Origin of the sequence: Limnohabitans sp. 2KL-3 (assembly GCF_001269405.1) — a bacterium.
GTDB lineage: Bacteria > Pseudomonadota > Gammaproteobacteria > Burkholderiales > Burkholderiaceae_C > Limnohabitans_A.
Window position 1 is genome coordinate 16611 of the sequence record NZ_CXON01000003.1, and the last position, 22464, is coordinate 39074.

Below are 22464 nucleotides of genomic sequence, written 5' to 3' on the forward strand. Positions count from 1 at the left end.
GGGGTCAGAAATTCGATCAAGCCAGGGCGTCGGTCATGATGAAGTTGTAATCCAGCGTGAAGAAGTCCCGATCCATGCGTTTGCCGTCCGGTGCCTGTCCTGGCGTTTGGGGTTTGAAGTCGGCAATCAGGGATGGGCGGACGCCAAATACGGCATCGCTGTCCAGGTTCTTGCTGTTGCGGTCAAAAATGTGGGTGATCAGGGGCCGTTGACCCGGGGCCTGAATGCGAAAGTGCAGATGTGCAGGACGCCAGCTTCTGCCGGTGGTGGCTTGGAGCATCTGAATGGCGGTGCCGTCTTGCGGAACGGGATAGTCCACGGGCAACACAGACCAGAAGCTGTAGCGACCATCGGCGCCTGTGGTCAATTGTGCGCGAGCCCAGGGGCCTTTTTCTTCCATGCCGTCTTGCACGTCGTACAAACCCCGATCGTCGGAGTGCCAGACATCGATCACGGCATGGGCCACGGGCTGGCCGTGCATGTCCAGGATCTGCCCTTGTGCATACATGGGCGTACCTGCTGCGCCTGCGCTGATGTCTTCGCCCATGGCAAATTCAGGCGCATTCTCCAGCAAAAAGGGGCCCACCAGCGTGGGTTCTGTGGCGTGTTCAGGGCGGGGGTAGTCTTGCGTCACGGTCAACATGGACAGACCCAAAGCGTCTGAAAAAATCATGAACTCGTTGCGACCAGGAGAACACCATTGGCCTGTCTGCTCAAGAAAATTCATGGTGAAGGCCCACTCCTCAGAAGTGAGTTTGACTTCTTTGGCAAAGCTGTGAATGTGTTTGATCAAAGAGAGCATCAACTCGCGCAATCGCGGGTCGGGCGTTTTGGCATAGCGTGCCAGCACTTCATCTGTGATCAGGTGCAAAGCGTCGTAGCGCTGTTCGGTGGTGTTGGGGGTGTCGCTCATGGTTGAACTTCCTGCAATGAAAAATCGGTGGCTTGTCGGCGCAAGTGGTCTGCGGGTTTGAGTCTGAATTTGGCAATCTTCATGGAGCCAGTGTGGGGCAAGCTCTCGACCATGACGATGTAACGGGGCCGCTTGATGGGCGACAGCTGCAATTGGGCATAGGCATGCACTGCTTCGGGCGTGATAGTGGTGCCAGGGCGAGGCACCACGGCCAACAAAATTTCTTCTTCGCCCAGGTCAGACGCCACACCGATTGATGCGCATTCGAGGATGTCCGGGTGGCTGCCGATGGCCGAATCGATTTCGGCCCCCGAGATGTTTTCGCCGCGGCGGCGGATGATGTCTTTCTTGCGGGTGAAGAAAAACAGAAAATCGTCGGCATCGCGGCGCACCAGATCGCCAGTGAGGAACCAGCCATCCTTGAAGCTGGCCGTTGTCTGTTCGGGGTCTTTGAAGTAGCCCTGCATCAGGGTGGGCGTCTTGACGGCCAGCTCACCCACTTCACCCATGGGCAGATCCTGGCCGTCCTCATCGATCACCCGGACCTGTGGACGCTCAATGGCGGGATCGGGATGGGCAGATATGCAGCCCATGCTGCCCAGTTTGTGAGGTCCCATGAAAGGGTTGCTCAGCACGCCGGGAATTTCGGTCATGCCATAACACTCAATCAGCACTGGCACATGAAAGCGTTGTTGGAAGGTGTCCAGCAAATCGCGGTTCAGCGGTGCCAAAAACATCTTGCGGATGCTGTGTTGTGCGTCAAATTCTTGGATGGGCCTGCGGGCCAGAATGGCCGCTGCGGACATGATCACATTGACTTCGGTGGCGCGGGTTTGGGCGGCCTGTTGCCAGAAGGTGGATGCCGAGAAGCGGCGGATCAAAATCAAAGTGCCACCACACGCCATGGCGCCGCCCAGCGAGTACATCAAGGCATTGATGTGAAACAGGGGCAGCACACACATGAGGCGCTCATCGGGCTGCAGGTACATGCGGTGCACAAACGCTTCGGCCGTGAGCAAATAACTGCGCTGGCTGTGCATCACCCCTTTGGGAAATCCTGTGGTCCCTGAGGTGTAGATGATCATGCAAGTACTGTCGGCGGTGCCTGTGCGCGTGAGCAGGTCTGGGGGACTGCACTGCCACTGCAGCAGCAAGGACATTTCACCGTCGGGCTGGTCTTGCTCGATCACGACTTGCCAGGGCGCAGGGCTCATCAGACAGGTAGCCTCTTGGACTTTGCTCAGTGCTTCGGTCGAGCAGATGACCCCCCGCACGCCTGCGTGTTCAAAAATATATTGGGCTTCACGCGCTTCAAATTCGGGGTTGCAGGGCACCAGGATGGCACCCACGCGTGCGCAGGCGATGAGTAAAACCACCGTCGCTGGATGGTTGTAGGCCATCAGCCCGATGCGGTCACCCGCTTGCACGCCCCTGCCCAACAACCAGCCCACAGCGTGGTCGGCTTGTTCGGCGCATGATTGCCAGGTGGTGACGCTGCCCTGGTACTCCACCATGGGCTGCTCGCTCAATCGGCGAAGTCGTGCCTGAAAGAATTGATCGATCGAGAAGTCATGCGCATCGAATAGGCGCAAGACTTCCAGTGGCGACAAGAGTGTGGGCGTGGCCATGGTGTGTGCTTGCAAAATTCAACGGGCCACGGGTGGGCCGTCGTAAGTCATGGCATGCTCGGCCGCACTGGCGAGTTTGAAGCCGATAGGTCGGGTTTGCTCTTCCAGAATGTGTGCCACCAGAGAGGCGGTGCGGGCCAGCAAGGGGATGCCTTTGAGTGCACCGGCCGGGTAGCCCGCATCCAGCAAGACAGCGGGGATCGCCGCCGACACGTTCATGGGAAAGGGCCGGCCATACACGCCTTCGACTTGAGAGGCGAGCGCCTCGAGAGCACGTACATGCGCACCTGCCACACCCCATTGCCGAGCCAATTCAATCAGTTTGGTCGCGCGTGGATCGCCGAGTTTGTGCACCGGGTGCCCAAAGCCAGGCAGGGCTTGCTTGGCGGTGCGAAAGGCTTGCAGGCGTTCGCGAGCCACAACCTCTAAGGTTTGGCCTTGTTGCGTTGACTGGGCGAGCATTTCGATCAACAGGTGTCCGGCTGTTTCAGAAGCACCCAAGATCACAGGTCCGCAGCCCAGCAGACCTGCAGCCACTGCGCCTTGCACCGACTCGGGTGCTGCCGCCAAGGTCATGCGTGCGGCTTGAACCGAGGGCACCAAGCCGTGTTCGGCCAAGGACACCATGGTGGCATCGGCCACACGCACCAAGTTGTCGCTGGGTGTCTCGCCCGTCAACAAAAACAAAAAATAGGCGGTGAACGATTGCTGGCCAATCACATCGCGGCAGAGGTCTTTGCCGCGCACCACGATCCGGTCCACTTCGGCAATCGCCATGTGTGTGGAGCCCGAGGGCGTGAAGGCGCTGGAGGCGGGGGGTGTGCTCATGGGTGGTGGGCTCTTGTGAATAATCAAACAAACGAATTGGCTTGGTGCGATCTCGCCGCACTTCGGTGCACTGTGAATTGCAGGAGCGCTAGTTCGCAAGCGCGTTGGCGACAGCACGTCAGCGGGTTATTCCCAATGGGCGAATGAGCGCTGGATTCCATAATGGATTTTCAATTTTTGCGATTTTCATCTACACAGTTTTGAGGAATCAAACATGCAAAAGCGGCCTCTTTTGAAAGCACTGGGTTCGTCCTTGTTGCTCGCATCGACTTCGACATGGCTGCATGCGCAGACCAAACCGATCCGGGTGGGCAGCACCTTGTCCTTGACGGGCCCATTGGCAGGGACGGCGGTGATGCACAAAATTGCCGGTGAAATCTTCATAGAACAATTGAATAAGCGTGGCGGCTTGTTGGGCCGCCCCGTCGAATGGGTGGTCAAAGATGACCAATCCAAACCCGACCTCGCACGCACCTTGTATGAGCAGTTGATTTCAGGTGAGAAAGTTGACTTGCTGATGGGGCCCTATGCCACAGCCAACTCGCTGGCGGCCATGGGCGTGGCCCAACGCAACGGCAAAGTCTTGATCACCAATTCGTTTGGTATCCCATCGCTGGCCAAATACGACATGCACTTTCCTGCGTATGTCATGGGCATCGACCCGGGCACCACGGTGCCCAACACCTTGCTCGATGCGATTGCGGCCAGTGGTGCAAAACCGCAATCTGTGGCCATGGTCAGCAGCAAATTCCCCTCGGTGGTTTTTTTATCGGTAGGTGCGCGTGAAGTGTTCAAAAAGCGGGGGCTGCGTGAAGCCTTGTGGCTGGAGTGGGAGTTTGGCAACCGCGACTTTGGGCCGATTGCGTCACGCTTGAAAGAGGCCAATGCCGATGTGGTTTGGATCGGCTCGATCGGAGCAGAAAGCCTTCAGTTGCTCGAGGCGATGAACAAGATCGATTACAAACCAAAGATCCATTTCCATGTCTATCCCACTCCAGGCCCTCTGGCGCAATCACCGCTGGCTGCCAATGCGCTGACCTTGACCACTTTCGAGCAGCATGCGCCCTTCACCAACAACCCGGCTTACGCCGAAGCGATCAAGTTGTACAACGAGCGTGCAGCCAAAGCCAATTTACCCGACACCGTGTTCGAGTTGCAAGCGGCCAACGCGTTCACTGGCTGGCAATTTCTGGAAGCCGGTGTCAAAGGTTCAGGCAGCCTGGAAGACGCCAAAATTTCTGCATGGCTCAAGAAAAACCGCTTGGACACCATCGTGGGCAAAGTCCGATTTGATGGACCTAACAACTATGGCGATGACTTGAACCGGATCAAGCAATTGCAAGGTGGCAAATGGGTCGTGATTCACCCCAAAGACGTTGCTCTGCCTGGCAGCAAGATGAATTTTTAACATGCCCAGCGCTGGGCTTTTACTTCAAGCGCTCGCCTCCGGCGTCTTTCTTGGTGCCCTGTATGGCCTGATCGGTCTGGGCATCGGTTTGGGCTGGGGCTTGCTGCGGCAAATCAACTTGGCGCACTTCGCCTGGGTGTTTTTGTCGGCCTACATCACCTACGAGCTCAAGACCCGGTTGGGCGTTGACCCCTTGATCTCGTTGCTGGTTTTGGTGCCGCTTTTTACCTTATTGGGCATGGGTTTGCAGGCTGTTTTCGCTCGATTTGCCATCACGCCCTTCAACTCATTGCTGGTGACTTTTGGCATCACCGTGTCCGTGGAGGCTTTGCTGCAGTGGATCTGGAGCGCCGATTTTCGCCGCATGGCCTCTGTCTACGATGAGCATAAATTCCGTCTGGGCAGCGTGGTGGTGACCTACTCTGAAGCCTTGACCTTGGCCATGTCTTTGACCGCTGTGGGCCTGGTGTGGTGGATGCTGCACCGCACCGACATGGGCAAGTCTGTGCGTGCCAGTGCCGAGGATCCTGCAATTGCCACGGCTTTTGGCATCAATGCCAAGCGCTTGGCTATTTTGATGGCGGGTTTGTGTGCAGCACTGGCCGCGTGTGCGGGTGTTTGCGTGGCCTTGACTTTCACTTTAGCCCCCTCGCAGATATTTGCTTGGGTGGGTGTGGTGTTTGCGGTGGTCATGATTGGGCGGCTGGGTTCGGCTTTGACGCCCTTGCTCGGTGGCTTGGCCATTGGCATCAGCGAGTCCATGACCCAGGCTTTGATTGCCCCCACTTGGGCACCCTTGGTGGCGTTCACGGTATTGATCCTGATTCTTTTACTCAGGCGTGGTGATGAATAAGATTCAGCGATTTACCCTTTTATTCGTGTTGTTGGTGGTGCTTTTTGCGGCACCTTACATGGGCTTGCCCGTGCACCTGCAGTCCTTGTTGTACGTGATCTTTTTCTGGATGACGCTGGCCACCTCCTGGAACATGCTTTCGGGCTACTCCGGCTATTTTTCATTTGGCCATGGAGCGTTTTTTGGTGTAGGCATGTACGGTATGGCCACGTTGGCCACCAAGGCTGACTGGCCTGTGGTGCCCGCTGCGCTGGGCAGTGGTGTACTGGCCTCGCTGCTGGCATTGGCCATTGGGGCGCTGGTGTTCAATGTGCGCAAAATCCGCGGTGAATCCTTTGCCCTGATCACGTTGGCGGTGGGCTTTGTTTTGGCCACCGTGGTGGTGAACACGCCCATCGATGGTGGCCCAGGTGTGTACCTGATGGGAATCAATTTGCCACAGTGGGGTCCCAAACCGGCCTCCACTTTTTATTACGCCAGTCTGGTACTGACGGTCTTGTGCGTGTTGGCTGCATGGTGGTTGTTCCATGCCCGCGCTGGTTTGGGCTTGCTGGCCATCCACGACGATGAGGACGCCGCTGAGGTCAACGGTGTTCCTACCTTTTGGCTCAAGATGGGTGCTTTTGCCTTGTCGAGTTTCTTTGCCGGCGTCATGGGTGCCATCCATGCTTTGTATGTTTCTTACGTCACGGTGGGCGAGACCTTCAACATCACCGTACCCTTGACCGTAGTGCTCATGAGTGTGCTGGGTGGAAGCCGCCACTGGGCAGGCCCCATGTTGGGCGGCATCTTGATCACACTCTTGCTTCATGCGTTCACTGCCGGTGAAAGTGCGCTGATTGGCAAAGTCATCATTGGCTTGGTGTTAGCGGGCGCAGTGCTGATCATGCCGAGGGGCATTTTAGGCACATGGCAGTTACGCCAGCACAAACGACTGATTCAACGGACCCAAGACTTGTCTGGCGATGTGCATGCGTCAGAACATACCAGCGAAGACAGCTTGGTGATTGAACGTCCTTTATCGCGACCAGCCGACTCGCCAGACCGTCAAAAAGTGCTAGAAGTGCGCGGTCTGAGCAAACACTTTTCTGGCATCCGAGCCTTGAATCAGGTTGACCTCGATTTGTACCGTGGCGAAATTTTGGGGCTGCTCGGACCCAACGGCTCAGGCAAATCCACCTTCATCAACGTGGTCACAGGCCATTACCGCCCCACTGCGGGATCGGTGCTCCTGCGTGGCCAGTCCTGCGCGGGCTGGGCTGCCCACCGCATCCGTCGTCAGGGCTTATCGCGCACCTACCAAATTCCCCGTCCATTCAACGGTTTGACCGTGTTGCAAAACGTCACCCTGGCAGCGCATTACGGCGGCGCACGTTTAACTGACGCACAGGCTCTGGCCGAGGCCCGTGAGTGGATGCTGTTCACCGGCCTGCAAGACAAGGGGGATCATTTTCCGGATGAACTCAATTTGCACCAGCGCAAGTTCTTGGAGTTGGCTCGAGCGCTGGCAGCGCGGCCCCAAGTGCTTTTGCTCGATGAGGTCTTGTCGGGTTTGACACCTTCCGAGATGAGCGCTGCAGTCCAGACCATCCGACGCATCCGTGAGCGTGGCACTTCCATTGTGTTTGTTGAACACGTCATGAGCGCCGTGCTGGCCTTGTCTGATCGGCTGGTGGTGCTCAATCAAGGTGAAGTCATTGCCGAAGGCCATCCGCAGGATGTCATGTCACGCCCCGAGGTGGTCAGGGCTTATCTGGGTGATGAGGCGGCGGTTTAAACATGCTCCAAATAGAACAAATTCAAGTCAATTACGGTGCGGCCCCCGCACTTTGGGATGTGTCCATGCAGGTCAATTCCGGAGAGTTGGTCTCAGTCATTGGGCCCAATGGCGCGGGCAAGACCACATTGATCAATGCCATCATGGGCCTGAGCCCGCTGAAATCCGGCCAGATCGTTTGGGAAGGCCAGACCGTCTCGTCACTGCCGTCGCACCGGCTGTGTGAAAAAGGCTTGGCCTTGGTACCCGAAAGCCGCAGATTGTTCACGGGCATGACGGTGCGGGAAAACCTGGAACTCGGAGCCATGCACCCAGCTGCCCGCGCCGTGCGTGAGCAAACTTTTGAGAAGGTGTGTGAACTTTTTCCAGCCGTCCGCGCCAAGCTGGGCCAAGTTTCCGGGACTTTGTCGGGCGGTCAGCAGCAAATGGTCGCCATTGGCCGGGCCATGATGGCCTTGCCCCGTCTGCTTTTGCTGGACGAGCCCTCTTTGGGCTTGGCCCCCAGCATCGTGGGCGAGATGTTCCGGGCCATCGAAGCCATCCACCAAAGTGGCACGGCCGTGATGCTGGTGGAGCAAAACGTCAGCCGCGCTTTGGCGATTTCTCAGCGCACCTATGTGCTCGAAAACGGTCGCGTGGTCACCTCGGGTGTCTCATCCGAGTTGAGCCGGAGGGACGAAATCCGCAAGGCTTACTTGGGGATTTGATCTGTCGTCTCAACAGGAATTGCTGCCGTTCATGACCAGCGTGTCCCCATCCAAAAGTTGGGCCGAAGGCCCCTACTGATGTGATTGATTTAGCAATGGGCTGTGCACAAGTTGGCGCCAAGGCCAACACGTCAACTGTTTCTTTGGACCAATTCGACAATGAGCGCCAGCACGAAAAAAACTGCAGAAAAAATGCCGATGCCTACAGCGTAATAGCCAGCAGAGAGATTTCTGATCTTGGTGATTTTGAGTTTGTTCATCATTCATTTCCATTCAAGAGAATTCATTATGACCTTGATGTGCGTTGATGTGAATCGTTTTGTTGAGGTCAACGCTCCAAATTCAACCGCCAGGATGGCAAATTTGTCGTGAGTCTTGCACCACACACAAGCGTAGACTTCATTTGATCAATGGTTCAAGCTCAAGGTAGAAATTTAGTTTTACAAGCCCTGCGGACCTTTGCAAAATCATTCAACTTTTCAACACAACAGGTCTTCGAATGCAAGCATTGGCAGTGGGCTGTGGCGCAGGTTTTTCAGGTGATCGTGTTGATGCGGCTATTCCTGTGGTCAAAACGCTGATCGCCCGCGGTGGGCCTGCTGCCTTGATGTTTGAAAATCTGGCAGAGCGTACTTTGGCCCATCAACACCTGATTCGCCGAGCCCATCCCAATTTGGGTTATGAGCCCTTGCTTGAATTGGAGTTGGGGCCCATCCTGGCCGATTGTTTGCATCACCGCATTCCCATCATTGGCAACTTCGGTGCTGCCAATCCGCAGGGTGCAGCCTTGTGCATCCTGAGATTGGCCGAAAAACTGGGCTTGCCCAAACCTCAGATTGCGGTGGTCATGGGCGATGACCTGTCCACACCCGAGGGCCGCGACCTGGTCAAACAGCATTTAGACACCGCCTTTGAAGAAGCTCGTTTTGTCTGCGCCAACGCTTATCTGGGAGCCTTCGAAATTGCAGCAGCCCTCCAACAAGGCGCTCAAATCGTGGTCACGGGCCGTGTAGCCGACCCCTCCTTGTTGCTGGGGCCTGCCATTGCCCACTATCGGTGGCATGAACACGATTGGGACAAACTGGCGGGGGCCACCATGGCCGGGCATCTGCTGGAGTGCGGGGCGCAGGTCACTGGCGGTTACTTTGCCGATCCGGGCAAAAAAGAAGTTCCGGGTCTGGAAAATGTCGGGTTTCCAATTGCAGAGATATTTGCGGATGGCTCCTGTGTGATCAGCAAAGCGGATCACACCGGTGGCTTGGTCGATTGCCGCACCGTCAAAGAACAACTGCTGTACGAAGTGCATGACCCAGCCCAATACATCACCCCCGATGTGGTTGCTGACATCACCCAAGCCAAAGTTGAACAAGTAGGACCTGATCGCGTTCGACTCTCTGGTGTAAAAGGCCATGCCCGAACCAGCACCCTCAAAGTACTGGCCTATTTTGAGGGTGGCTGGCTCGGTGAAGGTGAAATTTCATATGCAGGACCCAACGCCGAAGGGAGGGCTCGGTTGGCCATGCAAGTCATGCAACAACGCATGGGCCTTCAGTTGCCACTGCGCTTTGACTTGATTGGCATCACCAGCATCTTGGGCGATGACGCAGGCAGCATGTTGGCTCAAGCCCCCGTGACCCACTCCATGGATGTCCGTTTGCGGGTCGCATCCAGACACGAATCCCTGCCCATGATTGAGTTGTTGTTGCAAGAGCTGACCGCCCTGTGGACAGGTGGGCCTGCTGGGGGTGGGGGTGTACGGGTCGCCAAACGCCAAAGATTGTCCAATTTGGCCTGCCTGATTCCACGTGAAAAAATTCCTGCCAGTTTTCAATTGATCTCATCTCTGCCCCACATTGCCCTATGACCCACATTGCGCTTTACGACCTGGCCCATGCTCGAACGGGTGACAAAGGCAACCATGCCAACATCAGCTTGATTGCTTACAAGGAGGAAGACTTTGATTGGTTGGTCCATCAGGTCACTGCAGAAAAAGTGGCACTTCATTTCGGGGCTCGCAAGCCCAGTCAAGTGCGCCGCTATGTTTTGCCCAACTTGGGTGCCATGAATTTTGTGCTCGACAACGTGTTGGATGGGGGTGTCAACGACTCTTTGAACCTCGACATGCATGGCAAATCTTTGTCTTTCCACTTGCTGACCCTGCGCATTGAAAAACCTTGAAAATACCTTTCAAAAATACGGAAACGACAAGGTAAAAACTGCGTGATTTTTTAACCAAAGACACCCAAGGATTGGCAACACCAGTGACATCAGCCTCTTTTCAACGCCGATAAATACGGGTTGATTCCCTGATGACCAACTCGGCCTCCACGAGCCTGGGCGGTGATTCGGTTTTATTCAATAAATCAAACATGGCTTTGGCCGCCGAAGTTCCTATTTCATAAACAGACTGCCGCACAGATGTCAGTGGTGGCAAAGTGAATGCCGAGTGTGGCAAATCATCAAATCCAATCAAAGACACATCTTCCGGCACCCTCAAACCTGCGCGATGCAATGCCAACCGAGCACCATAGGCCATTTGGTCGTTGGCAGCCAGAACAGCGGTAAATTGAACCTGCTTTTCCAGCAAAGCGTTCATCGAACGAAAGCCGCCCGTCTCTTGGTAATCGCTGGTGATCACAAGCGCATCGTCCACATCCATGCTGCGATGCCGCAATTCAGAGCGGTAACCTTCAAGCCTCTGCATGGCATCAGGATGATCCATAGGACCTGAAATGAACGCCACACGGCGGTGCCCCAAGGCGTGCAGGTGCCGCACAGCCAAGCTGGCACCTTCGGCGTTGTCAAAGTCAATACTGAACAAATTTGGAGCACTCAAACGCCGCCCAGTGACCACCACAGGAATGTTGGCAGCCATGTCCACCAAGGTTGCGTCAGCCAATTTGCCTGTTAGAACAATGATTCCGTCCACCTTCCGTTCTTGAAGCAAGAACAATCTATTTTTCTCTTCCGCCTCGTTCCAATGGCCACTGACAAACAAAGGCACGTAATGGGCCTTGTGCAACTCGTCCTCGATCCCTCGCAATGCTTCACCATAGTAGGGGCTGTCGATAAACTGGGTCAGAACACCGATGCTCATGGTGCGCCCGCCCGCCAGACTGCGGGCGGCAGGATCAGGTCGAAAATCCAACTCTTCGATGACCGCTTTGACCAAGGCCTGCTTTTCTTCGCTGACTTGAGCCGTTCCATTGAGGATGCGCGAGACGGTACTCGGAGAGACGCCCGCACGCTCGGCCACCATGGTCAAGGTGGCACGGGTTTTGACAGGTGTCGAGCGCAATGAGGCCGAGTGTGGCATGACACGTTTGGATGAAATGCTCATGTTCTTCTGATTCTTTTGTACATTGAAATCAGATTATCGACGGCTAAGGATTTTGCCAGACCTTGACGTAGTCGACCTGCAAGGTCATTGAGGGCAAGTCATTCAAATTCACTGCACCACCTAAATTTCCACCGACTGCGACGTTCAGCAAAATATGGGCTTGTTGATCAAACGGCCACTTGTCAGTGTTGGCATTGCTGGGTTTTTTATAGGAAAAAGTCGGGACATCGTCCACGCCGATGAGAATTTCGTTGACTGTCCAATGCAACTGAAAGCGATGAAATTCACTGCACATGGTGCTCACATTTTGTTTGGCAAATAGTGCCGTGATGCCATAGTTGTTCGATGTGTGCACCGCAGATTGAACTTGGTTAGGCTGAGCCGTGAAAAAAGCCCCGAACCACTCCATGATGTCGATCTCACCTCGGGCAGGCCAATCACCGTTTCGACCCATCATCCAGATCGCAGGCCATGCACCGGCCACACAGGGCACTTTTGCCCTGATTTCATAAAAACCATACGGTGTTGAGTTCAAGGCGTTGTAATAGGCTGCTGTATCGGTTTTGATTCGGGCTGAGGTCGCCAGCAGTCCAAGACCTGTAGGTGCATCCACAGGCACCCCTTGTACAGGCTGAATGGTCAACACCCCATTTGCGGCCATCACGTTGGCAGCATCGCTTGTATAGAACTGTTTTTCGTTGTTACCCCAAACAGTTCCACCCAACAATGGAGACCCCAAGTCATAGGTCCAAGCCGGCCCAGGGGAACCCGGGGTGTCGAAGTCGTCAGACCATTTCAAGACATAACTGTCGGGTTTGGTCAGGGTCAGGGCTGGCGGCGTCATGGACACAGTGTTTCCACCGCCCCCACCGCACGCCACCAAGGCGGCCATCACACCCGTTGCATAACCGCCTTTGAGCCATTTAGAAAGTGTAGACAAGGCCTGCCCCCAGCCAGTTGCCCGACTTCGCAACACGAGAATCGACACCTGTAAACGCGGCATGCGCCGGCATACTCAATGGGGCCAAGCCCTTCTGGCCAAAATTGACCATGCCCGCAAAACCGTAAACCGAGAAACCTGGTTGGATTTCGTAACCGACACCGACCGTGTTGAGCAACATGGTGTTGGATTGGCCCCGTTCCACCGGGTTTTGGGTACTGGCTTTGCCCAGATACACCAGACCTGTATTGACATTCCACTTGGGCGCAAATCTGTAAACTGCCCCCAAGCTGATGTCGGTTGAGCTTGCGCTGTAAGCCTTGTTGGCCACGGCGTCGACGCCATCCACGTTGAACATGCTGTTCCACAAGGCATTTGGCGCAACGTAACCCGTGACCACAGCTTTGTGACCACTCCAACGGTTGTGACGAATACCTGCATAAAGGTCCGTCTTGGCGTTCAACTGGTAACGCGCCATCAACATCACAATGGATTGCTGATTGCCATCCACCACATTGCCTTCGAAGGGGTCAGAAGTGGCCACCCCAATGAATGGACCATGCCCCCAAGAGATGGCTTGACCGTTTTTAGAAGACTGGGCAACGGCATCGACCATCCACGGACCTTTGACAAATTTGGCATGCAGCTCCAACAAAGCAGGTTGACGAACCTTGGCTTTGGAGCTACCTGCATCGTAGGTGGCCTCTAGGTAGACATCCCCCCCTGCCACATCCAACAACGGAGATCCATAGCGTACGGCCTGCGTCAACAAACCATAACCAGCACCACTGGAGGCCCAAGCGTCTGCGATTCCAAGACGCGTTCCATATGGGTAATCGGCCAGACTCCAGCTTCGGGTTGGGAATGCACCCAACTGCACCAGACCATGGTCTTCATGCAGCAGGGTGGCATTTTTTTCGTACACAACGCCCGCAATGTCTGGCTTGCCGTCTCGCCAACGCTGGCTCAACAAACCCTTGACCTTGAAACCACCACCCAGATCGAATTCCTTCGTGCCGATGTAAGGCTGAAACAAAGTCAGGTGACTGCCTGAAGTGCCGTAAGGCACGCCTTGAGCCAGTTCATCGGCCCAAGGACGATGCCTGTCCTCATTGGCATTGAGCTGGCAATTGCTGCACTGATTGGAGGCTCTCGATGTCTCTATCTTTGCAAATCCAGTGAGAGTAAATGGTCCAAAATCAACAGCAAAAACAGAAGTCGTCGTTAATAGCGAGCTTATCGCAATTGCATTTATTGCGCACTTATTCATTTACAAAGCTTTCATAAAATTAAATTTAAAAATATTATTTTATTTGAATCAATCAAATATCATAATATAAATTAATTTTTACTAAATGCAATAGGACCAAGAGTAATCAATGTTTCTGTTGAATCACCTGAAGCCGCATCACTAGGCAAGTTGTTATCTCCAGGCAAAACTTTAACAACAACTTGATTTAAGCTTGATTTAAGATTGGTTAATGAACCAGAATCACATGTAAAACTAGCCAGACTGACTGCATATGTGGTGATATTGTTATTGTTATCTTTATCTCTTAAAGAAATTCTAGACTTGCAGCTGTTTGAATAATTAAATCCTGATGCCGTTCCTCCTTCCAAAAACACAGTCACCTCTTTGTGTGTATTTGCAGCAGATCCGATTTTATCATTACCTAAAGAAATCAATAAATTATCGGTTGCAGAAATATCAACGGAACCTGTAGTGCGAGGTGTAACTTTGTAATAAATGTAACTATCATTGGTCAATGCAGCAAGATGTTTAAAGAGCACACCACCACCGCCAAAAAAGTCGATTGCACCCTGACCAATATCGAACCGGTTGTCAGTTTGCTGAAAAATTCCGAAACCGCCATAACTCCAACCACCACCAGAGCCAATGTGAACCTTACCACCTTGCTTTGTACTGTATTTCAGATCTGGATCATTCGCATCAAAGGGAAGCACTGAATAACCCATTGCGAACAAAACATGCTCGCTCGGTGCCACGACGTTTGCAACCGTGCTCGTGATCCCCCCTCCTCCGCAAGCGACCAATGTCCCAACAATGCCCAGTACGCCCATGCTGAACGATTTGCCGATGTAACCCATACGAAGATTTGCCATGTCAGTCTCCTGTTGAAAAAATGATGAAGCCTGAAAGCGCTTTCTGAAAACGCTTTCACACCAAGATTAAAAAACTCTGCGAACTTCCAATCAACTGGCGTTTACCCTTGGTTTTACAAAAAACTTAACGTTGTACCGTTAACTTTCCGGGCTGAGCCTGAACCGTCACACCATCACTGAACTTGACCGTGCGAGTTTGGGCCTCGGGGTTGAAAACCATGTATGTTTTGCCCTTGTCTGCATGCCTGAATACGGCATAGAAGTGGGTGTCGGCGGTCACACCCAGATCAGGTGGACCCGCAGCTTCCAAAAATGAGAGCCAATGCTGCGCGTGGGTACGTGTATCGCCAAGCTCGACCGATCCCCATTCATCCCACCGGGCTCGGCCCTTGGCAGGCTCAACCAACGCCACATATTTGGCAAACAAGTCTTGCCAGATGTCATGTGGCTTGGCACGCTTGCCTCGACTTTCATAAATCTTGATCTCACGATCAAGCGCTGCCATATTCTTATGCACAAACGTCGGACTTTCGGCCAGATAGGTCGAGCTTGCAGTCAACGGCAACAAGTTGATGCCGTGAATTTGACGAGGTTCGTCTATCCACCATGTGTTGTGCGCGAGCTTGCCGCCAAACAACATGCTCACCTCTGCGTTTTGATATTCCTTGGGCAAAGTCAAACCATGGATGTCAAACCAATAATGGTTGATGGCCTGGATTTCCGTGGTGTACAAGTAAGTGCCTAACTCCACCAATTCTGGTCGCCCTTGTAATGCCCCCCAAAGCATCAAGCCCGCCCAAGCATTGATGGCCTCTGAAGATGACTCTTGGTTGTTGCCGTCGGGCGAAAGCGCTACACCCGAAGCCCATGAGTGGCCTTCATAGGGGTCAAAGTTGCGCAAGTAAGGAAAGTCTTTTCGACCGCGCTCTGCCGTGGCGATGTCGGCCACCAACAAGTCAATCATGCCGCCCCAACGCTCAGACTTGATCCACTGCGGATCACGCAGTCCAATGTCAGCAGCGGCACGAATCCAGTAACCGTAATGAAAGTGGTGGTCGTTCATGTCCTTGACCGCGTCATACTCTTCTGGGTAGCTGACCACGGTACCCAAGGTTGGGCTGTAATGAAAATAAGTGCGCTTGCTTTGCCCTGAAAGCCACTCTTCAAACCTCCCTTTGACCAGCGCCAGCAATTCATCACGCGTTTTTGTATCACCCTGCGCATCTGCCACACCCATCAGTTGACTGATCCGTTGCAGGCCCTTGCCTTGCCAATAGGGTCCTTGTCCAATTTCGAGCATCATCCGACGAGCCCGCCTGGCCTCCTTAGACAGATTGCCAAGAATGGCTTTGCTTTGGACTTCATCCTGAACGCCTGGCCATTGAGGCACAAATCCGGTGTGCCGATAACGCGTTTCAAAATGGTCGCTGGCAAATAATCGAATGTCTCCCCTGATGCTGCCCAAACTGCCCACTGATTTTCCCGGGAGCAACTGATTTTGGTGCCAATGGTGAGGATACAAACCCATTACGCCAGTGCCAGAGGGGCCCTCAAATGTCCGGGTCTTGACTTTGAATCCAGTGACCACTTCACTCTTTTGTCGATCAACGCGGTATTCGGCGCGTGTATCAACAATGTGGCTATATGCTTGAGCCAAAAATTCTCGGATGGTGCTTTCTTGGTCGTTTGGCAAAATGGCCAGTGATGCATATCGACGCTCTACGGGCATTTGCATTTGCCAGGAGGCCCCCGTCTGCACCCATTGCGCACCCGTTGGCGCAAATGCAGCATAGGTCTTGATGGCATCGCGAATCAACAAAACACGCGGATCGGCTGGCCACAGGCGACCCGTCAAAGAACCGGCCAAATCCAAGGACAAATCGCCCTGAGAAATCTGGGCGTAAACGAAAGGACTGCCATGCGCCAATGTGGTCAGCATGGTGCTTTTTTCTGCCTCAAAAGCAATGTCAACAGCCCAATCCGAATGACCAGCCAACAGCGCTGCCTTGGGCTGAAAACCCAATGGGCGGAGCGTGATATCGGCCTTGTGGGGGTAAAGAATCTCGACGTCCTTGCGCTCGGTTGGAACCACTGTTTTTTGTGGAAAACCGACTTCAAGTCCCTGTGCGCTGGCCTTGGCCGTCAAAGGAACCGCATGCAACACCTCTGACCAACGGGTGAACATGACCGACGAATACCACTGATTCGTGGGGGCTGCACGCTCCAGCATGGCTGGTGTGCGAAATGGTGCAGACGGAACAGGGTTGTCTGCTGAACTGACCTGTGCGCGCCAAGCCCCTGAGCCTCGCTGAACAATCTCCGAGGCTTGTGCCATGCTCAGGGTCATACTCAATACAACGCCCACCCACTGATAGAAATTCATGATGTTCAATCCTTTGACTCAGGTCATTCTTCGGCCATCTGACCCAAAAATGAGGGTGCTGGACCAATCCGGCAACAAACCAACGCGTTGACCAAGGTCCCATTTCAGAAGGTCCGGTCTCACCTTGATACGAACAGGCTCCGTCAAGCCCTCGACCTTTGCATAAACCACCATCACATCACCCAAGTTCTCCAGGAACTCGATGACACCGGGAAGTCCCCTGTCTTCGGTCGTCAATTCCATGCATTCGGGTCGAACACCAAGATGAATGCCATTTGCAAGCTCGCCGTGCAGCGCCTTTGCCAGGGTCTGGTCAAGGCGTAATTTTTGCGAACCAACACGCACCTCGAGAGAGGCACTCTCCCATTGATAAGGCAACAGATTGATATTGGGCGTGCCCAAAAACTGCGCCACAAACGTGTTCACCGGGGCACGGTACAAATCCATCGGTGCCCCCACCTGTTCAATTCGCCCCTGATTGAACACAGCAATCCGATGACCCAGGGTCATGGCCTCCGTCTGGTCATGGGTAACGTAGATCATGGTGGTTTTCAAATCGGCGTGAAGCTTGGCCAGCTCGATGCGCATTTGTACGCGCAGCGAAGCATCCAGGTTGGACAAGGGCTCGTCGAACAAAAACACTTTGGGTCTGCGCACAATGGCTCTGCCAATGGCCACACGTTGCCGCTGTCCACCCGACAACTGTTTGGGGTAGCGCTGCAGCAAAGGCGTGAGTTGCAAACGTTCGGCCGTTGCCAGTACCTGTCTCTCGGTTTCACTTTTGGAGGTACCCGACATGCGCAAGCCAAAGCCCATGTTTTGCGCCACCGTCATATGTGGGTACAGCGCATAGCTTTGAAACACCATCGCGGCACCTCGGTCTGCAGGCCCTTTCGCCGAGACATCTTCGCCATCGATGCAGATCTCGCCACGGGTCATGTTTTCCAGTCCAGCAATCATGCGCAACATCGTGGATTTGCCACAACCTGAGGGACCGACAAACACCATGAACTCACCATCATGAACGCGAAGGTCTAAGCCCGGAATAACGACCGTCTCACCAAAATGTTTTGCGACCCCTTTGAGTTCAATTGCTGCCACGGCTTTTCTCACTCAAAAAATGTTGGTACCAAATCGCGCTGTTTTTGAGGGTCCGCTTTTGGGTTTCAAAATCAACATGGACCAGACCAAATCGCTTGGCGTAACCACTGGCCCATTCGAAGTTGTCCAATAAACTCCACGCGAAATAACCACACACAGGAACACCTTGCTCTATTGCCGCGCGAGTTGCAGCAATGTGCTCGCGTACGTAAGCCAGACGTGATTCATCATCGATGACACCCTCTTTGTATTCGTCCTTGAATGCAGCACCGTTTTCGGTGACCATCAGCACCTTGGGTTGGTAATCTTGGTGGAGTCGACACAAGAGTTCAGTCAAGCCTTGTGGATAAACTTCCCATCCCATGTCGGTCACTTGATTTCCGGTGGATGCCACATCCCACGGGTTGCCGCAGGACGAGAAGTTGCGCGTGTAGTAATTCACGCCCAAAAAATCCAGCGATTGCGCGATGGTGGCCATGTCCCCGTCATGCACCACGGGGGCGTCTTCTGCCAGATGATGGATCACGTCTTGCGGATAGGTTGCCCGATAAAGTGCGTCCATGTACAAGCGCAAAATCAAGCCATCGTCGAGTTTCGCCTTGGCGATGTCTTCGGGCGATTCGCTGGCTGGGTAAATGGGTGACAGATTCAGCACTATGCCCATGGGCGTTGACAGCCCTAGCGCTCGCATGGCTTGCAATGCCATGCCATGGCTTAAGAGCAAATGGTGCATGGCTTGCATGGCTTGGGCCCTTGACTGGATACCGGGTGCAAATATGCCTTGCTCATAACCCAAAACGGCAATCACCCAAGGCTCATTGTGTGTGCAGATACTGGCCAAACGAGAACCAAATCGGCGAGCTACCTCGGTCGCATAGCGCGTGAAGTGGCCACAAATTTTGCGGTTGGCCCAACCGCCCTCATCTTGCAAGGCTTGAGGCAAATCCCAGTGGTTCAAGGTCAAGTGCAGCGCCACACCCTGGGCATTCAAGGCATCAATCAACCGTTCATAAAAAGCAAATCCCGCCTCGTTCCATTCTCCCCGTCCATCTGGCTGAACGCGCGGCCATGACATGGAAAATCGGTAGGCATTGACGCCCAATCCGGCAATCAACTCGACATCTTCCTGCCAGCGGTGATAGTGTTCACAAGCCGCATGGCCGTTGCTGCCGTCGGCGATTTTCCCCTTCTGATCACAAAAAGTGTCCCAAATGGATGGCCCTTTGCCATCCGCTTGATGTGCACCTTCTATCTGAAAGGATGACGTGGCAACGCCCCAGATGAAATCGTTGGGAAATTGTTCTCGGGATGGTTTTGGATAAGTCATTTTTTTCAAAGTTTCAGCCGCGCACAGCACCCGCTGTCAGGCCTTCAATTAATCGGCGAGATGAAAAAACAAAAATAATGAGCAATGGAATCACTGCGATGGCAGAACCCGCCATCAAAGCCCCCCATTCGGTGTCCACAGGGCTTTGTACGCTGCGCAGGGCAATTGGAAAGGTGTACATCTCTACCGAGCGCATGACCACCAAAGGGCCAATGAAGTTATTCCATGAAGCGATGAATGCAATCAGACCCAAGGTGCCAAATGCCGGTCCTAGCAAAGGCACCACCACACTCCAGTAAATTCGAAACTCACCACAGTGGTCCATGCGAGCGGCTTCGATGAGTTCTTTTGGTATCGCGGATGCAATGTATTGCCGCATCAAAAAAATGCCCATTGCAGGTGCCGCACCCGGCAAATACAGGGCCCTGGGTTGGTCTATCCAGCTGAGGGCATCCATGATCAAAAACGTTGGAATCATGCCCAAAAAAGAGGGTACCAACATGGTCCCCATGACCAAGCCAAACAACCATTTTTTGTAACGAAACTCATAGACGGCAAAGGCAAATCCCGCCATGGAGCAAAACAGCAGCGTCAGTGCAGTGCTCATCAGGCCCACATACAAGGACCAACCCAAATTGGTCCAAAAAGGAATTTTGGCCATCAGGATTTTCATATTCTCCAGAAAGTGATCACCAAAAAACAAAGGGGGGGGGACGCTGAAAATGTCTGTTTTCGATTGAGTGGCAAAAACAAACATGAAATAAAACGGCCCCAGCATCAGCAGTGCCCCAATAATCAGAAACACCCAACCAACCAGCCCCAGACTGGCCTGGTCGTCACGCATCATGGATTGGCTCATGACTGCCCCTCTTTGCTTTTGAACGCTTTGTTCGTGATGAGCGTCATGAGCAAGATGATCACAAATAACATCCATGAAATCGCGCTGGCCAGACCGAAGTCGTTGAAGTCAAACGCTGTTCTGTACATGTACATGGCAGTCGTCATACCGGCATACTCGCTGCCGCCTTTACCGCCCGTCAAGATAAAGGGCTCTTCGAACAACTGCAGACCTCCAATCACTGTCAAGGTGACACCAAAAAACATGATGGGCTTGAGTTGCGGCAGTGTGATGTAAAAAAACTGCTGCCAATTTTTGGCACCATCCATTCGAGCAGCCTCGTACAAGTCTCTGGGGATGCTTTGCATGGCCGCCACATACAAAATCACGTTAAAGCCCAAATAGCGCCAAAAGACCACTGCAGAGACCACGGGTTTGATGGCTTCAGGACTGCCCAGCCAATCAATGTTTTTTCCAGGCAGCAACAACTCCAATACAGGCCATTGGGCCATCTCAACCAAGGCCGCGTTGACCATGCCGTAGTCAGTAGAAAACAATGTGCTGAACATGATGGCAATGGCCACAGTTGACGTGATGTAGGGCAAGAAATACGCCCCCATGGCTGCATTGCGCCAGCGACCCAATTTTTCATTGATCAAATAGGCCAACGGAATGGCCACCAAATGCTGCGGTAATCCGGAAGCCAATGCCATCCACAAAGTATTGCCCAATGAAGTCCAAACCAAAGGATCTTCGATGGCAAAAATCAGGTTCTCCAAACCCACAAATTCCATCGACCCCAAGCCTTGAACAGGGTCCCACATGTGGAACATGAGAACAAACGAAAAAACGATCGGGAACAAACCAAAGACCAAGAACAGCACCAAGAACGGACTGATCAGCACATAAGGTGCAACATCAGGCTTCAACCAAACTCGCATCAGCGACCTGCCCTTCTTTGCACCAATCGATGCGCATCTTTGAGGGCCTGATCAATGGACTTGTTCTTGTTCAGCACCAAGTCCAATTCAGCATTGACGATTTCTTCGGCCACTGAGTCACTTTTGAACACCATGGTCGGTTTGATCTGTAGCGCTGTTGCTCGCCACTCGGGTCTGGCTTTTTGCCCACCCAAGAAGGCCACAGGTTGGTCAAAAAATGCACCGCTTTGTGCTTCCAACAAGGCCGGGAATGCGTTGTATTTCTCAAACGCCAGCTGTTGTTGTTGACGATCGAGTGTCAAGTACTTGATCAAGTCCCATGCAATGTCTTTGTTTTTGGCGTTTTTGGGAATGGCGTAAAAAGTTCCTCCCCATGACGTGGCAATGCCTTCGGGCAGCACGGTCGAGCGCCACAAACCCGATGTGTTCGGTGCAAGCCAGTTTTGCAAATGTCCGCCCAACCATGCGCCCATCATCTGAACGGTCACATTTCCACGCTTGAGCGACTCTCCCCACTCGTTGGACCACGGGTTGATTTTGGCATCCAGGCCTTGGACCCTGATTTTTTGGGCCATCTCAAATCCACGTTTAAATCGTGCGGAGGTGGAGATCACTGATTGCCCTTTGTCATCAAAATACACCCCGTGACCTTCAGGAATGCCGCTGCGGATGACGATGTCTTTCACATCACGCGCATGTGCCACCAAGTAAGCCCCACTGGCTTTTTTTATCTTTTCGCCACTTTGCACAAAGGCATCCCAAGATTGGGTTAACTCCGATTCTTTGACTTTGGCTTTTTCTAGGATGTCTTTTCTGTAGAACATGGCACCTGGACCAATGTCCGTGGGCATGGCCGTGAGTCCATTTGCGACTGTCCGCCCTTGTGCCAGGGCAAAACCAACCAATTTGGATGCATGCTCTTGCGCCTTGTAAGGCGGTTTATCCAAGTCTTCGAGACCGCCACTTTGAGAAAACCTGCCAAGATATCCGTACTCAATGGTCATGACATCAGGCAATCCCGTTGAAGTTGCCAAAGCCGTGGTCATGGCCGTGTGGTGATCACCGTATTCGCGGCTGACCACCTTGACTTCGACATTGGGGTTTTTCTTTTGCCATTCTTTCAATGCCGCCTTCACGATGTCATCAACCGCCGGATAGGCAGCGACGGTGATCGTCGTTTTCTGCGCATGGGCTGAATGCATCAGGCAAGCGAAAAGCATCATCGAGAGCATTTTTTTCATGGCAACCTTGTATCTTGAAAGCGCTTTCATTTTCAATTTAGCTCATTCAAGTGTCAAGTCATCCAAGGGTATCCACTGATCCTCAAAAATCGAAGTTAAGAAGAATCGGGGGCCT

The 22464-nt window shown here is 53.4% G+C and carries 20 protein-coding genes; 7 read left to right on the top strand and 13 right to left on the bottom strand.

What is annotated here, in order from left to right; translation table 11 throughout:
* Window positions 1–16 precede the first annotated feature (16 nt).
* From AMM41_RS04835 to AMM41_RS04845, 3 genes are read right to left on the bottom strand one after another with little or no spacing between them, the layout of a single operon-like run.
* Window positions 17–913: a dioxygenase family protein gene (locus tag AMM41_RS04835; protein ID WP_089953773.1), complete on the bottom strand. Its 897-nt coding sequence runs from the start codon at window positions 911–913 to the stop codon at window positions 17–19.
* Window positions 910–2541 carry a class I adenylate-forming enzyme family protein gene (locus tag AMM41_RS04840; RefSeq protein WP_089953775.1) on the bottom strand — a complete coding sequence of 544 codons (1632 nt, stop codon included), beginning with the start codon at window positions 2539–2541 and terminating at the stop codon, window positions 910–912. The genes AMM41_RS04835 and AMM41_RS04840 overlap by 4 nt, the downstream gene beginning before the upstream one ends.
* Before the next feature lie 18 nt (window positions 2542–2559).
* A complete protein-coding gene (locus AMM41_RS04845; protein ID WP_089953778.1) occupies window positions 2560–3369 on the bottom strand; it encodes a citryl-CoA lyase in 810 nt (269 codons plus the stop codon).
* A 214-nt stretch (window positions 3370–3583) separates the two neighbouring features.
* On the opposite strand from AMM41_RS04845, the gene AMM41_RS04850 reads away from it, so the two are divergent.
* The 7 genes from AMM41_RS04850 (at window position 3584) to AMM41_RS04875 (ending at window position 10292) form a co-directional block, all read left to right on the top strand.
* Window positions 3584–4777, top strand: coding sequence for an amino acid ABC transporter substrate-binding protein (locus AMM41_RS04850; RefSeq protein WP_089953781.1), 1194 nt, complete (start codon window positions 3584–3586; stop codon window positions 4775–4777).
* A 1-nt stretch (window position 4778) separates the two neighbouring features.
* Complete coding sequence (locus AMM41_RS04855; protein ID WP_089953783.1) at window positions 4779–5630, top strand: branched-chain amino acid ABC transporter permease; 852 nt, start codon at window positions 4779–4781, stop codon at window positions 5628–5630.
* Window positions 5623–7407 (top strand): branched-chain amino acid ABC transporter ATP-binding protein/permease, encoded by a 1785-nt coding sequence (locus tag AMM41_RS04860; RefSeq protein ID WP_089953786.1) that lies wholly within the window; start codon window positions 5623–5625, stop codon window positions 7405–7407. Before AMM41_RS04855 ends, AMM41_RS04860 begins: the two co-directional genes overlap by 8 nt.
* 2 nt (window positions 7408–7409) lie before the next feature.
* Window positions 7410–8114 carry an ABC transporter ATP-binding protein gene (locus AMM41_RS04865; protein ID WP_089953789.1) on the top strand — a complete coding sequence of 235 codons (705 nt, stop codon included), beginning with the start codon at window positions 7410–7412 and terminating at the stop codon, window positions 8112–8114.
* An 80-nt stretch (window positions 8115–8194) separates the two neighbouring features.
* Entirely contained in the window at window positions 8195–8422 is a 228-nt protein-coding gene (locus AMM41_RS21750; RefSeq protein WP_194944616.1) for a hypothetical protein, read from the top strand.
* A gap of 191 nt (window positions 8423–8613) precedes the next feature.
* Window positions 8614–9978 (top strand): acyclic terpene utilization AtuA family protein, encoded by a 1365-nt coding sequence (locus AMM41_RS04870; protein ID WP_089953795.1) that lies wholly within the window; start codon window positions 8614–8616, stop codon window positions 9976–9978.
* Window positions 9975–10292 carry an AtuA-related protein gene (locus tag AMM41_RS04875; RefSeq protein WP_089953798.1) on the top strand — a complete coding sequence of 106 codons (318 nt, stop codon included), beginning with the start codon at window positions 9975–9977 and terminating at the stop codon, window positions 10290–10292. Before AMM41_RS04870 ends, AMM41_RS04875 begins: the two co-directional genes overlap by 4 nt.
* A gap of 100 nt (window positions 10293–10392) precedes the next feature.
* On the opposite strand, the gene AMM41_RS04880 is transcribed toward AMM41_RS04875, so the two are convergent.
* The 10 genes from AMM41_RS04880 to AMM41_RS04925 form a co-directional block, all read right to left on the bottom strand.
* Window positions 10393–11454, bottom strand: a complete 1062-nt coding sequence (locus AMM41_RS04880) for a LacI family DNA-binding transcriptional regulator (RefSeq protein ID WP_228769102.1) — start codon at window positions 11452–11454, stop codon at window positions 10393–10395.
* Window positions 11455–11497: 43 nt separating this feature from the next.
* Entirely contained in the window at window positions 11498–12394 is an 897-nt protein-coding gene (locus AMM41_RS04885; RefSeq protein WP_194944617.1) for a glycoside hydrolase family 16 protein, read from the bottom strand.
* Complete coding sequence (locus tag AMM41_RS04890) at window positions 12378–13463, bottom strand: hypothetical protein (protein WP_089953803.1); 1086 nt, start codon at window positions 13461–13463, stop codon at window positions 12378–12380. The genes AMM41_RS04885 and AMM41_RS04890 overlap by 17 nt, the downstream gene beginning before the upstream one ends.
* 272 nt (window positions 13464–13735) lie before the next feature.
* Complete coding sequence (locus AMM41_RS21755; protein WP_194944618.1) at window positions 13736–14518, bottom strand: hypothetical protein; 783 nt, start codon at window positions 14516–14518, stop codon at window positions 13736–13738.
* A gap of 124 nt (window positions 14519–14642) precedes the next feature.
* Window positions 14643–16901: a glycosyl hydrolase gene (locus tag AMM41_RS04900; RefSeq protein WP_194944619.1), complete on the bottom strand. Its 2259-nt coding sequence runs from the start codon at window positions 16899–16901 to the stop codon at window positions 14643–14645.
* An 18-nt stretch (window positions 16902–16919) separates the two neighbouring features.
* Complete coding sequence (locus AMM41_RS04905) at window positions 16920–18002, bottom strand: ABC transporter ATP-binding protein (RefSeq protein ID WP_089953810.1); 1083 nt, start codon at window positions 18000–18002, stop codon at window positions 16920–16922.
* Window positions 17989–19329 (bottom strand): GH1 family beta-glucosidase, encoded by a 1341-nt coding sequence (locus tag AMM41_RS04910; protein ID WP_089955194.1) that lies wholly within the window; start codon window positions 19327–19329, stop codon window positions 17989–17991. The genes AMM41_RS04905 and AMM41_RS04910 overlap by 14 nt, the downstream gene beginning before the upstream one ends.
* 13 nt (window positions 19330–19342) lie before the next feature.
* Window positions 19343–20002, bottom strand: coding sequence for a carbohydrate ABC transporter permease (locus tag AMM41_RS04915; protein WP_228769103.1), 660 nt, complete (start codon window positions 20000–20002; stop codon window positions 19343–19345).
* A 182-nt stretch (window positions 20003–20184) separates the two neighbouring features.
* Window positions 20185–21108 (bottom strand): carbohydrate ABC transporter permease, encoded by a 924-nt coding sequence (locus tag AMM41_RS04920; RefSeq protein ID WP_089953812.1) that lies wholly within the window; start codon window positions 21106–21108, stop codon window positions 20185–20187.
* Window positions 21108–22349, bottom strand: a complete 1242-nt coding sequence (locus AMM41_RS04925) for an ABC transporter substrate-binding protein (RefSeq protein ID WP_089953815.1) — start codon at window positions 22347–22349, stop codon at window positions 21108–21110. Before AMM41_RS04925 ends, AMM41_RS04920 begins: the two co-directional genes overlap by 1 nt.
* Window positions 22350–22464: the final 115 nt, after the last annotated feature.

What these genes read in the sequence shown, in the direction of transcription:
- AMM41_RS04835 (WP_089953773.1), bottom strand. Translation starts at nt 913, where the DNA reads ATGAGCGACACCCCCAACACCACCGAACAGCGCTACGACGCTTTGCAC.
- AMM41_RS04840 (WP_089953775.1), bottom strand. Translation starts at nt 2,541, where the DNA reads ATGGCCACGCCCACACTCTTGTCGCCACTGGAAGTCTTGCGCCTATTC.
- AMM41_RS04845 (WP_089953778.1), bottom strand. Translation starts at nt 3,369, where the DNA reads ATGAGCACACCCCCCGCCTCCAGCGCCTTCACGCCCTCGGGCTCCACA.
- AMM41_RS04850 (WP_089953781.1), top strand. Translation starts at nt 3,584, where the DNA reads ATGCAAAAGCGGCCTCTTTTGAAAGCACTGGGTTCGTCCTTGTTGCTC.
- AMM41_RS04855 (WP_089953783.1), top strand. Translation starts at nt 4,779, where the DNA reads ATGCCCAGCGCTGGGCTTTTACTTCAAGCGCTCGCCTCCGGCGTCTTT.
- AMM41_RS04860 (WP_089953786.1), top strand. Translation starts at nt 5,623, where the DNA reads ATGAATAAGATTCAGCGATTTACCCTTTTATTCGTGTTGTTGGTGGTG.
- AMM41_RS04865 (WP_089953789.1), top strand. Translation starts at nt 7,410, where the DNA reads ATGCTCCAAATAGAACAAATTCAAGTCAATTACGGTGCGGCCCCCGCA.
- AMM41_RS04870 (WP_089953795.1), top strand. Translation starts at nt 8,614, where the DNA reads ATGCAAGCATTGGCAGTGGGCTGTGGCGCAGGTTTTTCAGGTGATCGT.
- AMM41_RS04875 (WP_089953798.1), top strand. Translation starts at nt 9,975, where the DNA reads ATGACCCACATTGCGCTTTACGACCTGGCCCATGCTCGAACGGGTGAC.
- AMM41_RS04880 (WP_228769102.1), bottom strand. Translation starts at nt 11,454, where the DNA reads ATGAGCATTTCATCCAAACGTGTCATGCCACACTCGGCCTCATTGCGC.
- AMM41_RS21755 (WP_194944618.1), bottom strand. Translation starts at nt 14,518, where the DNA reads ATGGCAAATCTTCGTATGGGTTACATCGGCAAATCGTTCAGCATGGGC.
- AMM41_RS04900 (WP_194944619.1), bottom strand. Translation starts at nt 16,901, where the DNA reads ATGAATTTCTATCAGTGGGTGGGCGTTGTATTGAGTATGACCCTGAGC.
- AMM41_RS04910 (WP_089955194.1), bottom strand. Translation starts at nt 19,329, where the DNA reads ATGACTTATCCAAAACCATCCCGAGAACAATTTCCCAACGATTTCATC.
- AMM41_RS04915 (WP_228769103.1), bottom strand. Translation starts at nt 20,002, where the DNA reads ATGAAAATCCTGATGGCCAAAATTCCTTTTTGGACCAATTTGGGTTGG.
- AMM41_RS04920 (WP_089953812.1), bottom strand. Translation starts at nt 21,108, where the DNA reads ATGCGAGTTTGGTTGAAGCCTGATGTTGCACCTTATGTGCTGATCAGT.
- AMM41_RS04925 (WP_089953815.1), bottom strand. Translation starts at nt 22,349, where the DNA reads ATGAAAAAAATGCTCTCGATGATGCTTTTCGCTTGCCTGATGCATTCA.